This is a genomic window from Cupriavidus oxalaticus, from assembly GCF_038900635.1.
In the GTDB taxonomy this organism is placed as follows: domain Bacteria; phylum Pseudomonadota; class Gammaproteobacteria; order Burkholderiales; family Burkholderiaceae; genus Cupriavidus; species Cupriavidus oxalaticus_B.
Genome location: NZ_JAYMRX010000010.1, coordinates 1 through 20139, shown reverse-complemented (window position 1 = coordinate 20139; position 20139 = coordinate 1). Strand labels below are relative to the sequence as shown.

Annotated in this window: 14 protein-coding genes, 1 rRNA gene and 1 pseudogene; 8 read left to right on the top strand and 8 right to left on the bottom strand. The window is 68.6% G+C overall.

What is annotated here, in order from left to right; translation table 11 throughout:
- Positions 1-27 precede the first annotated feature (27 nt).
- Together VSR71_RS17370 and araD are read right to left on the bottom strand one after the other, a co-directional pair.
- A complete protein-coding gene (locus VSR71_RS17370; RefSeq protein WP_342915088.1) occupies positions 28-747 on the bottom strand; it encodes a ribonuclease activity regulator RraA in 720 nt (239 codons plus the stop codon).
- Positions 748-772: 25 nt separating this feature from the next.
- Entirely contained in the window at positions 773-2512 is a 1740-nt protein-coding gene (gene araD, locus VSR71_RS17365; RefSeq protein ID WP_342915087.1) for an L-arabinonate dehydratase, read from the bottom strand.
- Positions 2513-2698: 186 nt separating this feature from the next.
- Here araD and VSR71_RS17360 point away from each other — a divergent pair, with 186 nt between their 5' ends.
- The gene (locus tag VSR71_RS17360; RefSeq protein WP_342915086.1) at positions 2699-3400 is read left to right on the top strand and encodes a GntR family transcriptional regulator; all 702 of its coding nucleotides are present in this window, start codon (positions 2699-2701) and stop codon (positions 3398-3400) included.
- Between the two features lie 37 nt (positions 3401-3437).
- On the opposite strand, the gene VSR71_RS17355 is transcribed toward VSR71_RS17360, so the two are convergent.
- Complete coding sequence (locus tag VSR71_RS17355; RefSeq protein ID WP_342915085.1) at positions 3438-5147, bottom strand: thiamine pyrophosphate-binding protein; 1710 nt, start codon at positions 5145-5147, stop codon at positions 3438-3440.
- A 207-nt stretch (positions 5148-5354) separates the two neighbouring features.
- On the opposite strand from VSR71_RS17355, the pseudogene VSR71_RS17350 reads away from it, so the two are divergent.
- Together VSR71_RS17350 and garL are read left to right on the top strand one after the other, a co-directional pair.
- Positions 5355-6481: pseudogene (locus VSR71_RS17350) on the top strand (malate/lactate/ureidoglycolate dehydrogenase).
- Between the two features lie 39 nt (positions 6482-6520).
- Positions 6521-7315: a 2-dehydro-3-deoxyglucarate aldolase gene (gene garL / locus VSR71_RS17345; protein ID WP_342915084.1), complete on the top strand. Its 795-nt coding sequence runs from the start codon at positions 6521-6523 to the stop codon at positions 7313-7315.
- 25 nt (positions 7316-7340) lie between these two features.
- On the opposite strand, the gene VSR71_RS17340 is transcribed toward garL, so the two are convergent.
- Genes VSR71_RS17340 through VSR71_RS17330 form a run of 3 tightly spaced genes read right to left on the bottom strand, consistent with a single transcriptional unit; the run spans position 7341 to position 9581 of the window.
- Entirely contained in the window at positions 7341-8291 is a 951-nt protein-coding gene (locus VSR71_RS17340) for a LysR family transcriptional regulator (protein WP_342915083.1), read from the bottom strand.
- On the bottom strand, positions 8288-9328 hold the full coding sequence (locus VSR71_RS17335) for a pseudouridine-5'-phosphate glycosidase (RefSeq protein WP_342915082.1): 1041 nt from the start codon (positions 9326-9328) through the stop codon (positions 8288-8290). Before VSR71_RS17335 ends, VSR71_RS17340 begins: the two co-directional genes overlap by 4 nt.
- A 4-nt stretch (positions 9329-9332) precedes the next feature.
- Complete coding sequence (locus tag VSR71_RS17330) at positions 9333-9581, bottom strand: hypothetical protein (RefSeq protein WP_342915081.1); 249 nt, start codon at positions 9579-9581, stop codon at positions 9333-9335.
- Positions 9582-9978: 397 nt separating this feature from the next.
- Between VSR71_RS17330 and rpoD the strand changes: the two genes are divergently transcribed.
- The 5 genes from rpoD to VSR71_RS17305 all read left to right on the top strand — a co-directional run bounded on the left by rpoD (position 9979) and on the right by VSR71_RS17305 (position 17888).
- The gene (gene rpoD / locus VSR71_RS17325) at positions 9979-11955 is read left to right on the top strand and encodes an RNA polymerase sigma factor RpoD (RefSeq protein WP_342915080.1); all 1977 of its coding nucleotides are present in this window, start codon (positions 9979-9981) and stop codon (positions 11953-11955) included.
- Positions 11956-12091: 136 nt separating this feature from the next.
- Positions 12092-12667 carry a DUF2760 domain-containing protein gene (locus VSR71_RS17320; protein WP_342915079.1) on the top strand — a complete coding sequence of 192 codons (576 nt, stop codon included), beginning with the start codon at positions 12092-12094 and terminating at the stop codon, positions 12665-12667.
- Positions 12664-14511: an Hsp70 family protein gene (locus VSR71_RS17315; protein ID WP_342915078.1), complete on the top strand. Its 1848-nt coding sequence runs from the start codon at positions 12664-12666 to the stop codon at positions 14509-14511. Before VSR71_RS17320 ends, VSR71_RS17315 begins: the two co-directional genes overlap by 4 nt.
- A complete protein-coding gene (locus tag VSR71_RS17310) occupies positions 14504-17335 on the top strand; it encodes an Hsp70 family protein (protein WP_342915077.1) in 2832 nt (943 codons plus the stop codon). Before VSR71_RS17315 ends, VSR71_RS17310 begins: the two co-directional genes overlap by 8 nt.
- Positions 17336-17450: 115 nt before the next feature.
- Positions 17451-17888, top strand: coding sequence for a YciI family protein (locus tag VSR71_RS17305; RefSeq protein WP_342915076.1), 438 nt, complete (start codon positions 17451-17453; stop codon positions 17886-17888).
- A 5-nt stretch (positions 17889-17893) separates the two neighbouring features.
- Here VSR71_RS17305 and VSR71_RS17300 read toward each other — a convergent pair whose 3' ends face one another.
- Positions 17894-18910 (bottom strand): FUSC family protein, encoded by a 1017-nt coding sequence (locus VSR71_RS17300; protein WP_342915075.1) that lies wholly within the window; start codon positions 18908-18910, stop codon positions 17894-17896.
- Between the two features lie 1131 nt (positions 18911-20041).
- Positions 20042-20139, bottom strand: a 5S ribosomal RNA gene (rrf, locus tag VSR71_RS17295); the annotation flags it as partial.

The window sequence follows — 20139 nt, the reverse complement described above, 5'->3', positions numbered from 1 at the left end:
CGTTGGCGTGCTTGCCGAAGCCAGGCGCTAGCGGCCGCTGGCCTTGCGCCAGGCCGCGAAGTCCTCGCGCGCCTGCTCGCTGGTCGGCGGGTAGAGCCCGATGATCGAGCGGCCCTTGCTCACTTCCTCGGTGACGAAGTCCTCGAACGCGGTCATCTCCACGGCCTCGGCGGCGATCTCTTCGGCCAGGTGCGCCGGGATCACGATCACGCCCTCGCCATCGCCGACCACCACATCGCCCGGGAACACCGCGACATCGCCGCAGCCGATCGGCACGTTGAATTCCAGCGCCTGGTGCAGCGTCAGGTTGGTCGGCGCCGAAGGCCGGTGGTGGTACGCCGGCATGGCCAGCCGCGCGATCTCGGGCGAATCGCGGAAGCCGCCGTCGGTGACGATGCCGGCGCCGCCGCGCTGCATCAGCCGCGTGACCAGGATCGAGCCGGCCGAGGCCGCGCGCGCGTCCTTGCGGCTGTCGATCACCAGCACCGCGCCCGGCGGGCATTGCTCGATCGCCTGCCGCTGCGGGTGCGCGGGGTCCTGGAACACGGTGATGGGGTTGAGGTCCTCGCGCGCCGGGATATAGCGCAGCGTGAAGGCCTCGCCCACCATGGTGCCGCCTTCCGGGTTCAGCGGTCGTACGTCCTGGATGAACTGGTTGCGCAGGCCGCGCTTGAACAGCGCGGTGCACAGCGTGGCGGTGCTGACGGTCTTGAGCTGGTCCCGTACCGCGGGGCTGAGTCGGGTCATGGTGGTCCTTGCCGGTCTGGTGGCGTCAGTAGATGCTCGGTTCGCCGGTCGGCGCGCCGAAGTCGGTTTGCAGGAAATCGAAATCGCAGCCTTCGTTGGCCTGGCGGATATGCTGGGAGAACATCCAGCCATAGCCGCGCTCGAAGCGCGGCGGCGGCGGCGTCCATTGCGCCCGGCGCCGCGCCAGTTCTTCATCGGAGACTTCCAGGTGGATGCTGCGCCGTTCGATGTCGACCGAGATCAGGTCGCCGGTGCGCACCAGCGCGAACGGCCCGCCCACGTACGATTCGGGCGAGACATGGAGGATGCAGGCGCCGTAGCTGGTGCCGCTCATGCGCGCGTCGGACATGCGCAGCATGTCGCGCACGCCCTGCTTCACCAGCTTCTTCGGAATCGGCAGCATGCCCCACTCCGGCATGCCGGGGCCGCCCTGCGGGCCGGCGTTGCGCAGGATCAGCACGTGGTCGGCGGTGACGTCGAGGTCGTCGCGCTCCACCGCTTCCTTCATCGACGGGTAGTCGTCGAACACCAGCGCCGGGCCGGTATGGCGGAAGAACCGCTTCTCGCACGCGCTGGGCTTGATCACGCAGCCGTCCGGCGCGATGTTGCCCTTCAGCACCGCCAGCGCGCCCTCCTGGTACAGCGCGTTCTCCGGCGTGCGGATGACGTCGTCGTTGTAGACCTCGGCATGGGCAATGGTTTCGCCCAGCGGGCGGCCGGTAATGGTGAGCGCGTCCAGGTGCAGGCGGTCGCTGATGCGCTGCATCAGCGCAGGCAGCCCGCCCGCGTAGAAAAAGTCCTCCATCAAGTACTTGTCGCCGCTGGGCCGGATATTGGCGATCACCGGCACGCGCCGGCTGGCTGCATCGAAGTCTTCCAGGCCGATGTCATGGCCGGCGCGCCGGCCCATGGCGATGACGTGGATGATCGCGTTGGTCGAGCAGCCCATCGCCATCGCCACGGCGATCGCATTTTCATAGGCCTGTCGGGTCTGGATGCGCTGCGGCGTCAGGTCTTCCCACACCATGTCGACGATGCGGCGGCCGGCCTCGGAGCACATGCGGATATGGTTGGCGTCGGCCGCCGGGATCGACGAAGCGCCCGGCAGCGTCATGCCGATGGCTTCGGCAATGGCCGTCATCGTGCTGGCCGTGCCCATGGTCATGCAGGTGCCATGGCTGCGGGCGATGCCGGCCTCGATGCCGGTCCACTGTGCGTCGGTGATATTGCCGGCGCGGCGCTCGTCCCAGTATTTCCAGGCGTCCGAACCGGAGCCCAGCACGTTGCCCTTGTAGTTGCCGCGCAGCATCGGCCCGGCGGGCACGAAGATCGCCGGCACGCCGGCGCTGGTGGCGCCCATCAGCAGGCCCGGCGTGGTCTTGTCGCAGCCGCCCATCAGCACGGCGCCGTCGATCGGGTGCGAGCGGATCAGCTCTTCCGCCTCCATCGCGAGGAAATTGCGATAGAGCATGGTGGTCGGCTTGACCGAGCTTTCCGACAAGGAGATTGCCGGCAATTCGATCGGAAAGCCGCCGGCCTGGAGGATGCCGCGCTTTACGTCGTCGACGCGCTGCTTGAAGTGGGCATGGCAGGGATTGATGTCCGACCACGTATTGATGATGGCGATGACCGGCTTGCCCATCCACTCGCCCGGCGAGTAACCCATCTGCATGATCCGGGACCGATGCCCCGACGAACGCAGGTCATCGGGTGCGAACCAGCGCGCGCTGCGCAGCGCGTCCGGCGTTTTCTTGCGAGCCGTCATGTGTCTCTTCCACCTTGTTGTCTTGTGCCGGCCGATCGCGCCGCCGGCGTCGTTCGAAAACATTAAAGCACTAATATATTAGTACGTCAATGTAAGAGAATGCGGGTGAAATCCCTTAGAATCCAGCGCATCAGCAACGCCTCGGCGCCACGCTTGTGACGATCCAGGCATGTGCCCAGCTCTCTCATGCCATCCGCTACCGTTCCCGCCGCCGCCAAGTTCCAGTTCGACCGCACGCGCCACGCGGCCCCGCAGGTGTTCGAGCACATGCGCGACCAGATCATCTCGATGGCCCTGCCCCCGGGCACCGTGCTGTCGCGCCCCGAGCTGGCCGACCAGTACGGCATCAGCCAGACCCCCGTGCGCGACGCGCTGATCCGGTTGGGCGAAGAAGGCCTCGTCGACATCTTTCCGCAGCACGCCACGGTGGTCAGCCCGATCGACGTCGCCCTGGTGACGCAGGCGCATTTCCTGCGCCGCTCGGTCGAGCTGGAGATCGTGCGCACGCTGGCACAGCAGGCCGATCCGGTGCTGGTCGAGCGCCTGCGCGCCACGGTCGCGCGGCAGCGCATGATGCTCGAGCTGCAGGACCTCGACGAATTCAACGTCAACGACCAGGCCTTCCACCGCGAACTCTACGAAGCGGCCCGGGTGCCCGACCTGTGGACGCTGGTGCGCCGGCAGAGCGGCCACCTCGACCGGCTGCGCCGCCTGCACCTGCCGATTCCGGGCAAGGCGACGGCGGTGCTGCGCGACCATGACGCCATCGTCGATGCCATCGCGGCCGGCGATCCGGCGCGTGCCGAGAGCGCGCTGCGCGCGCACCTGTCCGGCACGCTGGCGAATATCGACGAGATCCGCGGGCGCTTCACCGACTATTTCCGCTGACGACACCGAGCTTCTCCGCAGCAAACTCCGCCGCACCTCACTCCTCCACCCACATTGCCGGCGTGAGCTGGCGCGGATCGGTCATCAGTTCGATCACGGCCGGTGTGCCTGCCGCGCAAGCGCGTGCGAAGGCATCGGCAAACCCGTCGGCATGCTCGACCCGTTCGGCCCACGCGCCGCAGGCGCGCGCCATGGCGACAAAGTCCGGGTTGCGGATGCCGGTGCCGCTGACGCGCCCCGGATAGCGCTTCGCCTGGTGCATGCGGATGGTCCCGTACATGCCGTTGTTGACCAGCACCACGATCACGTTGGCACCCGCCTCGGCCGCGGTCGCCAGCTCCTGCGGATACATCTGGAAGCAGCCGTCGCCGGCGAAGCAGACCACGGTCCGCTGCGGCGCGCGCAGCTTGGCCGCGATGGCGGCCGGCAGGCCGTAGCCCATGGCGCCGCAGGTGGGTGCCAGTTCGGTGCGCGGCTGCCGGTAGGCGAAGAAGCGGTGCAGCCAGACCGTGTAGTTGCCGGCGCCGTTGCTCAGGATGGCATCGACCGGCAGGGTCTGGTCGAGGTGCCGCATCACCTGGCACAGATCGACGCCGCGCGCCTGCGAATTGGGCGCCACCGGGGCCGAGAAGGCGACGTGGTCGGCGCGCGCGGCACGGGTCCATGCCGTCCAGCGCGGCGAGGATGGCGCCGCCAGCGCGGCCAGCATGCGCGCCCCCGGCCCGATGCCCGCCTGGATCGGCAAATCCGCCTGGTAGACGCGCCCCAGCTCGGCGCTGTCGGCATGCACGTGCACCAGCCGCTGGCGCGGCCGCGGCGGCGTCAACAGCTGGTAGCCATCGGTGGCGATATCGCCCAGGCGGGTGCCGAACGCCAGGATCAGGTCGGCGTCGCGCACGCGCTGCGCCAGGCTTGGGTTCATGCCCAGGCTCAGGTGGCCGGCATAGTGTGCGTCGCGGTTGTCGAAGACATCCTGGCGGCGGAATGCGCAGGCCACCGGCAAGTCCCAGGCCTTGACGAAGGCGGCGAAGTCCGCCGCGGCTGCGGCGCTCCAGTTGGCGCCGCCGGCAATGACCAGCGGGCGCTCGGCGGCGGCCAGCGCGGCGCGCAGCGCCTCGGCATCGTCCTGAGACGGCGCCGCCGAGACCGGCCGGTAGGGCGCGGCATCGGCGCATTCGCACAGGCCGTCGAGCACGTCTTCAGGCAGCGCCAGCACCACCGGGCCGGGCCGGCCCGAGGTCGCGCACTGGAACGCCCGCGCGACCAGTTCGGGGATGCGCTCCGGATCGTCGATCTGCGCCACCCACTTGGCCATGCCGCCGAACATGGCGGTGTAGTCGACTTCCTGGAATGCCTCGCGCCCCATGTGCTCGCGCGCGATCTGGCCGATGAACAGGATCATCGGCGTCGAATCCTGCGCCGCGATATGCACGCCGATGCTGGCATGGGTGGCGCCCGGCCCGCGCGTCACAAAGCAGATGCCCGGGCGGCCGGTCAGCTTGCCGTCGGCCTCGGCCATGTTGGCGGCAGCGCCCTCGTGCTTGCATACCACCAGTTCGATGGCGGGCTGGTCGTGCAGCGCGTCCAGCACGTCGAGGAAGCTCTCGCCCGGCACGCAGAAGATGCGGTCGGTGCCGTGCAGTCGCAAGGCGTCGACCAGCGCGCGGCCGCCGGTGCGGCGCCTTGGCGCGGCAATCCTGGCGGCTTCGGTTGCTCGGGCATCAGGCAAGGCGGTATCGGCAGGCATGGGGTTCATCAAGGTTCGGGAAAGGTACGGCGCCGATTGTTGCCCCGTGCCGGCCACTTCCGCTCGCGTCTTCCTGCATGCCTGCTTTGCAGGAAATGCAAGGCCGGGGTGGCCGCCGGCAGGTAGATTGCTGACAGAATGTCAGCTCGCCGGGCCCGCGCCTTGTCATCCGGAAGACATCCCAATCAAGAACAAATCGAGACAGACATGAGCGAACACCAAATTGCGACGCCTGCCCTGCACCAATGGGTCACCGATCTCTGGCTGGCGGCCGGCTCCGGCGCGCGCGAGGCGCGCCTGACCGCGGACCACCTGGTCGGCGCCAACCTGAGCGGGCACGATTCGCACGGCATCGGCATGATCCCCAAGTACGTGCTGTCATGGCAGGCCGACGAGCTGCAGCTCAACCGCAACGTCAGCGTGCTGCACGACAGCGGCAGCATGCTGAGCCTGGACGGCAACCGCGGCATGGGCCAGGCGGTGACCGAGGAAGCCATGGCGCTGGCGATCGGCCGGGCCAAAGCGCATGGCGTCTGCGTGATGGGACTGCGCCAGTCGCACCACGCGTCTGCGTGATGGGACTGCGCCAGTCGCACCACCTGGGACGCGTCGGCCACTGGGCCGAGCAGGCCTGCGCGGCCGGCATGATCTCGATCCACTTCGTCAACGTGCTGTCCAAGCCCATCGTCGCCCCGCACGGCGGCAGCGAAGCGCGCTTCGGCACCAATCCCTTCACGATCGGCTTGCCGGTGGCGGGCGCGCAGCCACTGGTGCTCGACTTTGCCACCAGCGCGATCGCGCTCGGCAAGGTGCGCGTGGCCCACAACAAGGGGATCGAGGTGCCGGCCGGCTGCCTGATCGATGCGGACGGCGTGCCGACCACGCGGCCCGAGGTGATGTTCCCCGCCGACGGCGCCGCGCAGGGCGCGCTGCAGGCGTTCGGCGAGCACAAGGGCTATGTCCTGGCAGTAATGTGCGAATTGCTGGGCGCCGCGGTAACCGGCGGCCACACCATCCGGCCCGAGACACTGACGCACCGCCACGCGGTATGGAACAACATGCTGGCGATCGTGTTCGACCCGCAGCGCCTTGGCACCAGCACCAGCTTTGGCGGCGAAGTCCAGGCCTTCGCCGACTGGGTCCGCTCGTCGCGCCGCCAGGCCGGCCAGGCCGGCATCGCCCTGCCCGGCGAACCCGAACGGCAACGCCGGCGCGAGCGTGCCGAAGCCATCCCGGTGGACAGCGGCACGCTGGCCCAGCTTGACGACGCCGCCGCGCGCGTGCAGTCGGTCCGCGGCACGTCGCCCGGGCCGCTGTCGCGGCTGGCGGGCTGAGGATTACATCACACCCCCGACCAAAAGGAAGCAGACCGCATGCCCCCGGCTAACCAACCCCGTGCCCCATATTCGCCGCTGCCCAACACCTTCCGCGCCGCCGTGCTCGGCCAGCAGCGCCAGATCGGCTGCTGGTGCTCGCTGGCCAGCCCGGTGACCACCGAGATCCTGGGCGTGGCCGGCTTCGACTGGCTGCTGCTCGATACCGAGCATGCCCCCAACGACCCGCTGACGCTGCTGCCGCAGCTGATGGCGCTGAAGGACAGCGTCAGCGCTCCCGTGGTGCGGCCCGCGTGGAACGATCCGATCCTGCTCAAGCGGCTGCTCGACTTGGGCTTCTACAACTTCCTGATCCCGTTCGTGGAAAGCGCCGAGCAGGCGCGCCAGGCAGTATCCGCGACCCGCTACCCGCCGCTGGGCACGCGCGGCGTGGCGATGACGCAGCGGAGCAACCGCTACGGCACCATGCCGGGCTATTTCGAGCGGATCAACGACAACCTGTGCGTGCTGGTGCAGATCGAAAGCCGCAAAGGCGTCGATGCCGCCGAGGAGATCTGCGCGGTCGACGGCGTCGACGGCGTCTTCATTGGCCCCAACGACCTGGCGGCCGCCTGCGGCCACCTCGGCAACCCCAACCACCCTGAAGTCCAGGCCGAAGTCGAGCGCATCTTCCGGGCCGCGCGGCGGGCCGGCAAGGCTGTCGGCACGCTGACGCCGGTCGAGGCCGATGCGCGCCGCTACCTGGACATGGGCGCCAGCTTCGTTGCGGTGGGACTGGACCATGTGCTGCTGCGCCAGGCCACGCAGGCACTGCGCGAGCGGTTTGCCGACTGACGGCAGCGGGCGCGGGATGCGCTGATCAGACCAGCCGGGCGCCCGGCCACGCGCCCGACATCACGGTATTGCGCACCGACTGGCGCACGGTCTGCAGGATGTCCCACAGCTCGGGCACCGGCGGCCGGTTGCGTGCGGTGGCCAGCGCGACCTGTCGCGTCACCACCGGCTCGACCAGCCTGGCGCAGCGCAGCCGCCCCTGCGCCACGCGGTCCGCCACCGCGGCGAACGGCAGCAGCGTGGCGCCGCAGCCATCCTCCACCAGCCGCATCGACACGGCATTGGACGCATCGCACTCCATTGCCAGTTGCAGCGACTTGCCGGCGCGCGCCACCAGGTTTTCGGCCAGCACGCGCAGCCCGTGGCCGGTGCTGGGCAGGATCAGCGGCACCTCGTCCAGGCTGGCGCAGCGGAACGTCGGCCCGACATGGCTCCACGAGGTCGGCGTGACCAGCGTCAGGTCTTCTTCCAGCAGCACGTCCACCTTGAGCGCGCCGTGCTGGTCGGGCAGGTAGAGCAGCGCGACATCGACTTCGCCTTCCGCCAGCCAGGCCAGCAACGGGCTGGCCAGCCCTTCGACGAAGCGCAGCCGGGTCTCCGGGAAACGCTGCCTCACAGCGGTGCCGATGCTGGCAAAGGCGGTGTTGGCGATGGTCGGCTGCGCCGCGATGATCAGCTGCGCCGGCCCTTGCGCGGTCGATGCCCGGATCGCCTCGCGCGCCTCGGCCAGCGTGGCCGAGACCTGCCGCGCATAGCCGAGCAAGGTCTGGCCGGCCTCGGTCAGGATCATGCCGCGGCCGGTGCGGTGGAACAGCCGGGTATCGAGGCTGGCCTCCAGGCGCGCGATCTGCCGGCTGACCGTGGACTGGTCGGCGCCCTGCTCCAGCGCCGCGCGCGAAATGCTGCCCGTGCCGGCCACGCAGACAAAGCAGGCCAGGTCGTCGGAATTCAGCGGCGCAGGGGCATTGGCGTTCATGGGTTGCCCGGCGGCTTGCTTTGCGGGTTGCTTCCCGGGTTGCCCGGCGGGTTGTCAGGCGGGTTGTCCGCGTGCGCCAGCGGGCCGGTGGCCGCCAGCGCCAGGGCCAGCCGCGCGCCCACCTCGGCGTTGTGCCTGACCAGCGCGATATTGGTCGCCAGGCTGCGGCCGCCGGTCAGCGCCTTGATGCGGGCCAGCAGGAACGGCGTCACCGCCTTGCCGGTGATGCCTTGCGCGGCGGCTTCGGCCAGCGCCTGCGTGGTCAGGGCATCGATCTCGGCCGAGGGCATGGCCGCCGCTTCGGGCACCGGCGTGCTCAGCACCACGCCACCCGCCAGTCCAAGGTCCCACTTGGCGCGGATAAAGCGCGCCTGCTGCACCGGGTCATCCAGCCTGTAGTCCGCGCGGAAGCCGCTGTCGCGCTTGTAGAACGCCGCCACGTTGTCCTGCCCGCAGCTGAGCACCGGCACGCCATGCGTTTCCAGGTACTCCAGCGTCAGGCCGATATCCAGCACCGATTTCGCCCCGGCGCAGACCACCGCCACCGAGGTCCTGGCCAGTTCCTGCAGGTCGGCCGAAATGTCGAAGGTTTCCTGCGCGCCGCGGTGCACGCCGCCGATGCCGCCGGTGACGAAGACCTCGATCCCCGCCAGCGCGGCGCAGATCATCGTCCCCGCCACGGTGGTGGCGCCAGGTTCGCCGCTGGCCAGCACCGCCGGCAGGTCGCGCCGGCTGACCTTGTGCGCCTGTCCGGAGCGGCCCAGCAGTTCCAGTTCATCGTCGGACAGGCCGATGCGGATGCGCCCGCCGATCACCGCGATCGTCGCCGGCTCGGCGCCGAGGCCACGGATCAGCCCCTCGACCTCGCGGGCGGTGCGCACGTTCTCCGGGTACGGCATGCCGTGCGCGATGATGGTCGATTCGAGTGCGACCAGGGGACGGCCCGCCGCACGCGCGGCGGCCACTGGCGCGCTGTAGCTCAGCCAGGCTTGGGCAAGGCCGGCATTCGTGCCGGAACGTTGTTGAACGGCCTGCACGGATTCAGTCGCTGCCCTTTACTGCCTGTTTCGTCGCCTGCCAGCCCTGCTTCGTCGCTCCGGCGACGGCATGGCCGGCTTCCTTCGCGCCGCGGCCGACCGCATGCGCCGCGTCGCGCACCGCGTGGCCGCCTTGCTTGCCCGCCGCCTTGACGTTCTGCTTGAACGCGCGCGCGTCAGACGCCAGGCTGGCGTAGGCCGGGACGCTGATTGCGGCCAGCAGCAGCGCCGTCGTGATCGTTCTGGGATTCATGGGCATTCGGGGGGCCTTATTCGACGCGGCAACCAACTGTGCCGCGTGCCTGATTTTAGCCGGGTCGCCTAAGCTATAAGCGCAATCTGCCTCCGGAGCCGACATCGATGTGTCGCATGTTGCCCTCTCATGGCTTTCTGCGCACCCGAAAAACGGGCCGGCGCATACACCGATTACGCCGTTCCGGCAAGTCGACAGTGCCTTCCTTGCGACTGCAAGGTGCTGCGACGCAGCAATGGCTGTACAATGTCGGACCCCAATTCGAAGGCCATGGCGCGCCCCTAATTGCGGCCCCTCGCCATAGCGAACCCCCTCATTAGCCTCGACAGCAGGACCCGATGCACGCGAAGCGTGCGCGCTGCCGTCGAATTGCCATTCACGAAGGAAAAAGCAGTCAATGACAAGCGGCGCACAACGTACGGCAGCCAAATCACGAGATGCAGGAGCCATCAAGGGCCTGGGCCAGACCCCCGGCGGGTCCGCGGCACAGCCCGATCCCTCGGCCGAGGCTGCCGCGCGTAGCCAGCAATTGCGCGCCCTGATCCAGCTGGGCAAGCAGCGCGGGTACCTGACCCACGCCGACATCAGCGACCACCTGCCGGAAAATTTCGCCGACACGGCGGCGATGGAAAGCATCGTCAACACGTTCGCCGAAATGGGCGTGAAGATCTACGAGCAGACCCCGGATGCCGAAACGCTGCTGCTGAGCGACGGCCCGGCGGTCGCCTCCGACGACCAGGCCGAAGAAGAGGCCGAGGTGGCGCTGTCCACGGTCGACTCCGAATTCGGCCGCACGACCGATCCGGTGCGCATGTACATGCGCGAGATGAGCTCGGCCACGCTGCTTACGCGCAAGCAGGAAGTGGAGCTGGCCAAGCGCATCGAGGACGGCCTGAACAACATGATCCATGCGGTCTCGGCGTGCCCGTCGACGATCGCGACCATCCTGGAGCTGTCCGAGCGGGTCTCCGCCAACGAGATGGCGATCGACGACCTGGTCGACGGCCTGAGCGACGAGAGCACTGCGGAAGCCGCCGCGGCCCCCGCTGCCGACGATGAGGTCGAAGACACCAGCGTCAGCGCCGATGACGAAGACGGCGACGAAGACGATGCCGACGAAGGCTCGACCCAGCAGGCCGGTGGCGCCGACACCGACTCGGCGCAGCTGCGCGAAGAATGCCTGAAGCGCTTTGCGCGCGTGGCCGCGCAGTTCGAGATCATGCGCAGCGAAGAGGCGACGGACGGCACCCAGTCGCAAGCCTTCCTGGCGGCGCGGGACACGGTGCGCGACGAACTGCGCACGATCCGCTTCACCGCGAAGACCATCGAGCGCCTGTGCGCCGACGTGCAGTCGATGGTCGATGCCGTGCGCGCCGTCGAGCGCCAGGTGCTGCAGCTGCTGGTCGAGCGCTGCGGCATGCCGCGCGAGGACGTCGTGGCCCGCTTCCCGGGCAATGAAACCAACCTCGCCTGGGGCCAGGAACTGGCGGCGGAAAACCGCCCCTACAGCGCCGCCGTGGCGCGCGCCCTGCCCGACCTGGAGTCGCACCAGCAGAAGCTGATCGACATCCAGGCCCGCGCCACGCTGTCGCTGGCCGAGCTGAAGTCGGTCAACCGCAAGATGCTGGCCGCCGAGCGCCAGATGCGCCAGGCCAAGCATGAGATGACGCAGGCCAACCTGCGCCTGGTGATCTCGATCGCCAAGAAGTACACCAACCGCGGCCTGCTGTTTCTGGACCTGATCCAGGAAGGCAATATCGGCCTGATGAAGGCGGTGGACAAGTTCGAGTACCGCCGCGGCTGGAAATTCTCCACCTACGCGACCTGGTGGGTGCGCCAGGCCGTCACGCGCGCCATCGCCGACCAGGCCCGGACCATCCGCGTGCCGGTGCACATGATCGAGCAGATCAACAAGCTCAACCGCCTGTCGCGCGAGATCATGCAGCAGACCGGCAAGGAGCCGGATCCGGCCGTGCTGGCCGAGCGCATGGACATGCCGGAGGAGAAGATCCGCTCGATCATGAAGATCGCCAAGGAGCCGGTGTCGATGGAAACGCCGGTGGGCGAGGACGGCGACACCAGCCTGGGCGACATGATCGCCGACTCGGACAACGCCACGCCGGCCGATGCCGCCCTGCAGGCGGGCCTGCGCGCGGTCGTGCGCGAGATGCTGGATGAGCTGACCCCGCGTGAGGCCAAGGTGCTGCGCATGCGCTTCGGCATCGACATGGCCAGCGACCATACGCTGGAAGAAGTCGGCAAGCAGTTCGACGTCACGCGCGAGCGGATCCGCCAGATCGAAAGCAAGGCCATGAAGAAGCTCAAGCACCCGAGCCGCGCGGACCGGCTGATGACCTACCTGCGGGACGCCTGATCTCCGGCCGGCCGGCGCGCACCGGGCGGCACATGCGAAGCTGCCGTGGCCGGTTCGTCGCAAAGTGGCCGGCTGACACACTTGTTAGGGCAAAATCCCGGTCTGGGTGGCCCGACGGGGCCACGGGAGCTTTTTCATGACTGACTCGAACCTATCTTTCTTCGGCAGGGTTTCGCTTGCCGTGGGCACCTTCTTCGCCATCCTCGGCGACGGCCAGCTCGCGGCCTCCATCAAGCGGCTGCGCAGCGGCGAGACCGCGGCGCCGGCAGCGCCGGCCCCCGTCGCCGCGCCGGTCCCGGCAGCGGGGCCCGCAGTTCCCGCGCTGAAGGAAGCCAGCCCGGTGGCGGCACTGCAGCTGCTGGGCCTGCTGCAGCGCGACGCCCGCTTTGTCGACTTCGTCGAGGAAGACATCGCCGGCTATTCCGACACCGAAATCGGCGCCGCCGCCCGCCTGGTGCACGACGGCTGCCGCGCGGTGCTGCGCGAGCACTTCACCATCCGCCCGGTGCGCGAGGAAGCCGAAGGCAGCCGCGTGACGGTGGCCGACGGTTTCGATGCCACCGCCATCCGCCTGACCGGCAACGTGGTCGGCAACGCGCCGTTCCACGGCAGCATCAGCCACCGCGGCTGGAAGGTCGACGAAGTGCGCCTGCCGCGCGTTGCCGAGCGCCATGACGCCACCGTGATCGCCCCGGCCGAGGTCGAGCTATGAGCGAAGCCCGCTACGCCATCGGCATCGACCTGGGCACCACCCACAGCGCGCTGTCCTACGTCGACCTGGGCGCCAGCGATGGCGAGAAGACCAGTCAGGACGTGCAGGCCATCGCGCAGCTGACCGCGCCGGGCGCCGTCGAGGATCTCGACCTGCTGCCTTCCTTCCTGTACCTGCCGCACGCGAGCGAACTGTCGCCCGGCGACCTGGCCCTGCCCTGGACCGCCGAGCGCGATTTCGCCGTGGGCGAGATGGCGCGCACCCGCGGCGCGGCTACGCCGATCCGCCTGGTGTCGAGCGCGAAAAGCTGGCTGTGCCACCCCGGCGTCGACCGCCGCGCGCAGATCCTGCCCGCCGACGCGCCGCCGGAAGTGTCGCGCGTATCGCCGCTGGAGGCATCGGTACGCTACCTGAGCCACCTGCGCGAAGCCTGGGACCAGGCCCATCCCGAGGCGCCGTTCGGCGAGCAAGACATCACGGTCACGATCCCCGCATCGTTCGACCCCGCCGCGCGCGAACTGACCGCAGAAGCGGCAGCCGCGGCCGGCTATGCCCGCATGACCCTGCTGGAGGAACCGCAGGCCGCGCTGTACAGCTGGATCCAGAAAAGCGGCGGCCAGTGGCGCAAGCAGGTCAAGGTCGGCGACATCATCCTGGTGGTCGACGTCGGCGGCGGCACCACCGACCTGTCGCTGATCGCGGTGGTCGAGCGCGACGGCAACCTGGAGCTGCACCGTGTCGCCGTGGGCGACCATATCCTGCTCGGCGGCGACAACATGGACCTGGCGCTTGCCCACGTGGTGGCGCGCAAGCTGGCGGCGCAAGGCACGCAGGCCGACCCGTGGCAGCTGCGCGCGCTGACCTACGCCTGCCGCGCGGCCAAGGAAACGCTGCTGACCGATCCCGCCACCGACACCGTGCCGCTGATCGTGCCGAGCCGCGGCTCCAAGCTGATCGGCGGTTCGATCCGCACGGACCTGACCCGCGCCGAGCTGACGCAGACCATCCTGGAAGGCTTCTTCCCGCAGGTCGAGGCCTCGGCCCGTCCGGTCAGCCGTGCGCGCGCCGGCCTGACGCAGCTCGGCCTGCCGTATGCGCAGGATGCGGCCATCACGCGCCACCTGGCCGCGTTCCTGGGCCGCCAGGTGGCGGCGCTGGCCGAACTGGAAGGCTTCCAGGGCGCGCAGCCGGAAGGCGCGACCTTCCTGCATCCGACCGCGGTGCTGTTCAACGGCGGCGTGTTCAAGTCGGAACTGCTGGTCGAGCGCATCCTGCAGACCCTCAACGGCTGGCTCGCCGGCGAAGGCGCCGCGCCCGCGCGGCTGCTGGGCGGCGCCGAGCTGGACCTGGCCGTGGCACGCGGCGCGGCCTACTACGGCTATGTGCGGCGCGGCAAGGGCGTGCGCATCCGTGGCGGTACCGCGCGCTCTTTCTACGTCGCGGTGGAATCGTCGATGCCGGCCGTGCCCGGCTTCGAGCCGCCGATCCAGGCGCTGTGCGTGGCGCCGTTCGGCATGGAAGAAGGCACCGATGCCGCGCTGCCGCCGCAGGAATTCGGCCTGGTGGTGGGCGAGCCGGTGCATTTCCGCTTCTTCGGCTCGTCGGTGCGCCGCCAGGACCAGGTCGGCACCCTGCTCGACTTCTGGGGTCCGGAAGAACTGCAGGAGCTGGAAGAAATCCAGGCGACCCTTCCCGCCGAAGGCCGCACCCCCGGTGAAGTCGTGCCGGTCAGGCTGCACGCGCGCGTAACCGAGGCCGGCACGCTGGAGCTGGAAGCGGTGCCGCGCGGCAACGGCGAGCGCTGGAAGGTCGAGTTCGACGTGCGCGGCAGCGCCGATGCCTGAGGCAGCGCCCTCGCCGGCGAAGCAGTACGTCGTCGGCATCGACCTGGGCACCAGCAATACGGTCGTCGCCTACGCGAGGGCCGGATCGGACGATATCCGCGTGTTCGATATCGACCAGCTGGTCAGCCCCGGCGAGGTCGCCGCACGGCCGCTGCTGCCGTCGGTGCGCTACCACGCCGCGCCGGGCGAACTCAGCGGTGACGATTTGCAGCTGCCCTGGCAGACCGCCGCCAGCGCCGCCGCGCGCCGGACCGTATTCGGCCGGCTGGCGGCAACGCTGGGCGCGCAGGTGCCCGGCCGGCTTGTCGCCAGCGCCAAGAGCTGGCTGTCGCACGCATCGGTCGACCGCACCGCGCCCATCCTGCCGTGGGGCGGGCCCGACGACGCCGACAAGATCTCCCCGGTGGTCGCCAGCGCCAGCTACCTGGGCTACGTCGCCGCGGCCTGGAACCACCGTTTTCCCGACGCGCCGCTCGAGCAGCAGGACGTGGTGCTTACCGTGCCCGCCTCGTTCGACGAAGGCGCGCGCGCGCTGACCCTCGAGGCCGCGCGCCTGGCCGGGCTGCCCGCGCTGCGGCTGCTCGAAGAACCTCAGGCTGCGCTCTACGACTGGCTCTTTCATCATCGCCAGACGCTGGACACCGACCTCGCGCAGACACGCCTGGTGCTGATCTGCGACGTCGGTGGCGGCACCACTGACCTCACGCTGATCCGGGTGGAGATGCAGGACGGACAGCCGCATTTGACGCCGCATTTGACGCCGCAGTTGACGCCGCAGTTGACACGAATTGGCGTGGGCAACCACCTGATGCTCGGCGGCGACAACATGGACCTGGCACTGGCGCACCTGGTCGAAGCGCGCCTCGGCGCGGACCAGCGGCTGTCGGCCTCCAGCCTGTCGCAACTGGTGGCTCGCAGCCGCGCGGCCAAGGAACAGTTGCTCAGCGCGCAGGCGCCGGATTCCGTCACGGTCACGCTGCTCGGCGCGGGTTCGAAGCTGGTCGGCGGCGCGCGCTCGGTGGAGGTGACGCGGCAGGAAGTCGAGCAACTCGTTGTCGACGGCTTCTTTCCCAAGGTTGCATCCGGAGAACGCCCCGGCCGCGCGCGCGGCGCCATCGTCGAGTTCGGCCTGCCCTATGCGTCCGACCCGGCGGTGACGCGGCACGTCGCCGCCTTTCTGTCGCAGCACGCCGCGCAGTCGCGCATGGCGCTCGAGGCGCCGCCTGAGCAGGACGATGCCCTGCCCGTTCCCGACACGCTGCTGCTTAACGGCGGCGTGTTCCGCGCGCAAGCACTGGCAGGCCGCCTTGCCGAAACGCTGGCGGCGTGGCGCGGCGCGCCGCTGCACGTGCTGCACAACGCCGATCCCGACATCGCCGTTGCACGCGGCGCGGTCGCCTATGCAAGAGCCCGCAGCGGCCTGGCACCGCGCATCGGTGGCGGTTCGCCGCGCAGCTACTTCCTTGTCCTCGACGACGGTGCGACGGGGCAGCAAGGCATCTGCCTGCTGCCCAAGGGCACCGAGGAAGGCCATGCCGTGCACCTCAGCGACCGTACCTTCGCGCTGCGGGTCGGGCATCCGGTGCAATTCCACCTGGTGTCGTCCGTCGCCGATACCGTCTACCAGCCGGGCGAGCTGGTGGACCTGTCGGCGGGCGACTTCGTGCGCCTGCCGCCGATCGCCACTGTCGTTCCGGCGCGCGGCGCCCGCGGTCCGAGCGAGACGCCGGTGCAGATCAGCACATCGCTGACCGAAGTAGGCACGCTCGAAGTCCACTGCATCGACATCGGCGATGCCTCGCAACGATGGCGGCTGGAGTTCCAGCTGCGCGGCAACGACGCTCCGGCGGAAGCGCCCGCACCCGCGACAACGCATCCGTCGTTGCCGCAGGCCATCGAGGCCATCGACCGCACCTTCGGCGCGCGCTCGCAGGACGTCGGTCCCAAGGAGGTCAAGCGGCTGCGTGCGCAGCTGGAGCAGGTGCTGGGCGCGCGCGAGCAATGGGACAGCGCGCTGCTGCGCGAGCTGTTCGGTGCGTTCTGGGAACGCGCCAAGCGACGTCGCCGCACTGCCGACCATGAACGCCTGTGGCTGAACCTGGCCGGCTATTGCGTGCGGCCGGGCTTCGGCTATCCGCTGGACGAATGGCGCGTCGAGCAGCTCTGGTCGCAGTACGACCAGGGCATCCAGTATGTCAACGAACCCCAGAACTGGTCGGAGTGGTGGACGCTATGGCGGCGCGCCGCCGGTGGCCTCGATGAAAGCGCGCAACTGCGCTTGTTCGAAGACATGGCGTTCTACCTGCAGCCCCCCGGCAGCGGACACTACAAGAAGCCTGCCGGTCCCACGCGGGGCGGCTATGCCGACATGGTGCGCCTGGCCGGATCGCTGGAACGCCTGTCGGCCGACACCAAGGTCGAGCTTGCCGGCTGGCTGCTGACGCGGCTGCGCAAGCCATCGGAAAACAGCCTGGCCTGGTGGGCGGTGGGCCGCATCGGCGCGCGCATGCCGTTCTATGGCAGCGCGCACAGCGTCGTGCCGGCGGAGATCGCGACGCAATGGATCGACGCAATCCTCGCGCTCGACTGGAAGAAGGTCGAGCCCGCCGCGTTCGCCGCGGTGCAGATCGCGCGCATGACCGGCGACCGCACCCGCGACCTGCCCGACGAGACCCGGGCCAGTGTAGTGCGCCGCCTCGAAGCCGCCAACGCGCCGCAAAGCTGGATCGCCATGGTCCGCGAAGTCGTCGAGCTCAATGCCGCGGACGAGGGACGGGTCTTCGGCGAAGCGCTGCCCGCCGGGCTCAAGCTGATCGCGGGGTGATCTTCGGGGCCTTCCCGTGTGCCCGTGGCGTCATTTGAAGGCGGTGTGAATTTCACCTATGCTGACTTGCTCCTGCCGCCGTGTGGCGGCAGCCAAGACTTCAAGGAGGAAGACAATGCGCGTCATGGTGATCGTCAAGGCAACGAGCGATTCCGAAGCCGGCAAGATGCCGAGCACTGAATTGCTGACGGCAATGGGCAACTTTAACGAAGAGCTGGTCAAGGCTGGCGTGATGCTCGCCGTCGAGGGCCTGCATCCAAGCGTAAAAGGCAAGCGCGTGCGCTTTTCCGGCAAGGAGCGGACCGTGACCGACGGCCCGTTTGCGCAGACCGATGAACTCATTGCGGGATTCTGGCTGTGGCAGGTCAAGTCGATGGACGAGGCCATCGCATGGGTCAAGCGCTGTCCCAACCCCATGGAGGGAGAGTCCGAGATCGAGATCCGTCCGGTGTTCGAGGCCGACGATTTCGGGGCGGAGTTCACCCCCGAACTGCGCGAGCAGGAAGAGCGGCTGCGCGCACAGGTCGACGAGCAGGCCAACAAGCCGCGCTGACGGTTCTACAGGCGTGCCGCGTACGGAAAGCCATATTGCCTGCTGAGCCGGTCAAGCCTGGCGCGCAGGCTGGCCAGCTCGCCGGCCAGCTGCCGAGCCATGATCGGCAGCGGCCCTGGCTCCGTGTCTGCCACGGCGGCTCGCGGTGACGGCGTCGGCAATGGCGCCTTGCCGGACTCCAGTGCGTCTGCCAGGGCCAGCAAGGTAGCGTCGATGCCTGGATCGTCGCCCTCGCGCAAGCCGCCCTCATGCTTGATGGTGGCCATCAGTTCCAGCGCGCTGATACAGACGCGCGCGCCATGCTGGATTTCCTCGAACTCGGCGGCAGGGACACCGGTCTCCTTGGCCACCGAGGGAATCAGCCCTCGCAGGGGGATTAGCTTCGCCCCGAGTTCGATCATTGCCGCGCGCAGCTCGGCGGAATCGGCAAAGCCATGCTGCATCCGCGTATGGACCGCCATGCTGGCGCGCAACAGCCCGGCCAGCCTGATGCGCCATGAATATGAGGCATAGGCTGGCAACGCAAAGGAGAACACGAGTGCGATCGCGGTACCGATAAACACGTCGGCGGTGCGCCAGAACGCATCGGCAATATTCTGTTCGCCATGGCCGGCTGTAATCACCACGGTAATCGCCGCCAGCAGCGCGATGTAACCCCCTTGGCCGATGGCATGGTACGCGCAATAGCCGCAGATCAACGCCAGCAGCGCATAGGTCAGCAACGGCCAGCCAAAGAATGACTGCTGCACAATCAGCGCCAGGCCGATGAGTGCCCCGATCAGGGTCCCGATCCCGCGTTCCGCGGCGCGCCGCCGGATATTGCCGTGGTGCTGGAGCCCACCGATGACGACCAGCACCGTGATGGTGGCCCACTCGCCGTGCGGAATATCGATGCCGGTGGTCAGGGCAATTGATGCCAGCAATGCCAGCGCGACGCGCGTGGCGTGGAACAGCCTGGCTTGCCGAAAGCGACGGTTTGTATCGAACAGCGCGTCGGTGGTTTTGCGCAGGGTAGCTAGCATTGGGGGGCTTCGCTTGGCGGGGGTGGGGTTAGTTTAGGGTAATGGGGGTGTTGGGGGGTGTTGGTGACATGCTATCGGCCGCTTGAAGCGTTGTGGTCGCCGTTGATGACATGCTGTCGGCCGCTTGAAGCGTTGTGGTCGCTATTGGTGACATGCTGTCGGCCGTTGAGCCGCCTGGTTCCGCCCTCCTGGGCGGGTAACTTTTTGTCCGAGCGACAAAAAGTCACCAAAAAGCGCGTTTACGGCCCTGCGGGCGGCCACTCTTATCGTAGTCGGCCGGGGCTTTCGTATGGGGCTTCGCTTCGTTGCAGAGCAGGACTGCCTGACGCCCTGGTGCGCCACGGTGGCTCGGAATTAATGCGGTGATTGAACGAGCCCAGAGCTGTGGGTGGCCCCTGCTACGGGCGGCAACGCAGGAACGCCTGCGGCTGCGCTGCGCGCCGGCAGCATCTCAGGTCAGGGGCTCTGGCTCGGAACGCATCGCTGCGCTCGCTTGGCGCTATCGCGGGTGAGCCCGCAAGCCGTTCCCTGCCGCTTGTTTGCTCCCCTCTCCCGCTTGCGGGAGAGGGGCCGGGGTGAGGGCCGGAGCCCCCGCGAAGTAAAGCCAGCCAATTTACCGAAGCAGAGCCAAGGCTTTCCTATGCGCCAGCCACGTCGCCAGCGTGCGACGCCGAGCCCGAAGCGCGAGCCAGGACATGGACGCCAGCTCCGCCACGTTAGGACCCGCGCGCAGCGCAGCCGTAGGCGTGCCTAGGTTGCCGCCAGCAGCAGGGGCCACTCACAGCTCCGGGCTCGTTCAAACATCGCATTAATTCCGAGCCACCGTGGCGCACCAGGGCGTCAGGCAGTCCTGCTCTGCAACGAAGCCCAGCCCCGTACGAGAGCCGCGGCCGACTACGATAAGAGTGGCCGCCCGCAGGGCCGTAAACGCGCTTTTTGGTGACTTTTTGTCGCTCTCGGACAAAAAGTTACCCGCCCAGGAGGGCGGAACCAGGCGGTTCAACAGCCGACAGCATGTCACCAACAGCGACAAAGCGCTTCAAGGTGCCGACAGCAATAAACGCAAAACCCTTAGCCCCAAAGCAAAAACCCCTCGCAGCACACGCTGTCGAGGGGTTTTGCACAATAAGAGCCTGGCGATGACCTACTTTCACACGGGTAATCCGCACTATCATCGGCGCGGAGTCGTTTCACGGACCTGTTCGGGATGGGAAGGGGTGGTTCCAACT

Excerpts from the sequence above, each read along its gene's own strand:
- VSR71_RS17370 (WP_342915088.1), bottom strand. The coding sequence starts at position 747 with ATGACCCGACTCAGCCCCGCGGTACGGGACCAGCTCAAGACCGTCAGC.
- araD (WP_342915087.1), bottom strand. The coding sequence starts at position 2,512 with ATGACGGCTCGCAAGAAAACGCCGGACGCGCTGCGCAGCGCGCGCTGG.
- VSR71_RS17360 (WP_342915086.1), top strand. The coding sequence starts at position 2,699 with ATGCCATCCGCTACCGTTCCCGCCGCCGCCAAGTTCCAGTTCGACCGC.
- VSR71_RS17355 (WP_342915085.1), bottom strand. The coding sequence starts at position 5,147 with ATGCCTGCCGATACCGCCTTGCCTGATGCCCGAGCAACCGAAGCCGCC.
- garL (WP_342915084.1), top strand. The coding sequence starts at position 6,521 with ATGCCCCCGGCTAACCAACCCCGTGCCCCATATTCGCCGCTGCCCAAC.
- VSR71_RS17340 (WP_342915083.1), bottom strand. The coding sequence starts at position 8,291 with ATGAACGCCAATGCCCCTGCGCCGCTGAATTCCGACGACCTGGCCTGC.
- VSR71_RS17330 (WP_342915081.1), bottom strand. The coding sequence starts at position 9,581 with ATGAATCCCAGAACGATCACGACGGCGCTGCTGCTGGCCGCAATCAGC.
- rpoD (WP_342915080.1), top strand. The coding sequence starts at position 9,979 with ATGACAAGCGGCGCACAACGTACGGCAGCCAAATCACGAGATGCAGGA.
- VSR71_RS17320 (WP_342915079.1), top strand. The coding sequence starts at position 12,092 with ATGACTGACTCGAACCTATCTTTCTTCGGCAGGGTTTCGCTTGCCGTG.
- VSR71_RS17315 (WP_342915078.1), top strand. The coding sequence starts at position 12,664 with ATGAGCGAAGCCCGCTACGCCATCGGCATCGACCTGGGCACCACCCAC.
- VSR71_RS17310 (WP_342915077.1), top strand. The coding sequence starts at position 14,504 with ATGCCTGAGGCAGCGCCCTCGCCGGCGAAGCAGTACGTCGTCGGCATC.
- VSR71_RS17305 (WP_342915076.1), top strand. The coding sequence starts at position 17,451 with ATGCGCGTCATGGTGATCGTCAAGGCAACGAGCGATTCCGAAGCCGGC.
- VSR71_RS17300 (WP_342915075.1), bottom strand. The coding sequence starts at position 18,910 with ATGCTAGCTACCCTGCGCAAAACCACCGACGCGCTGTTCGATACAAAC.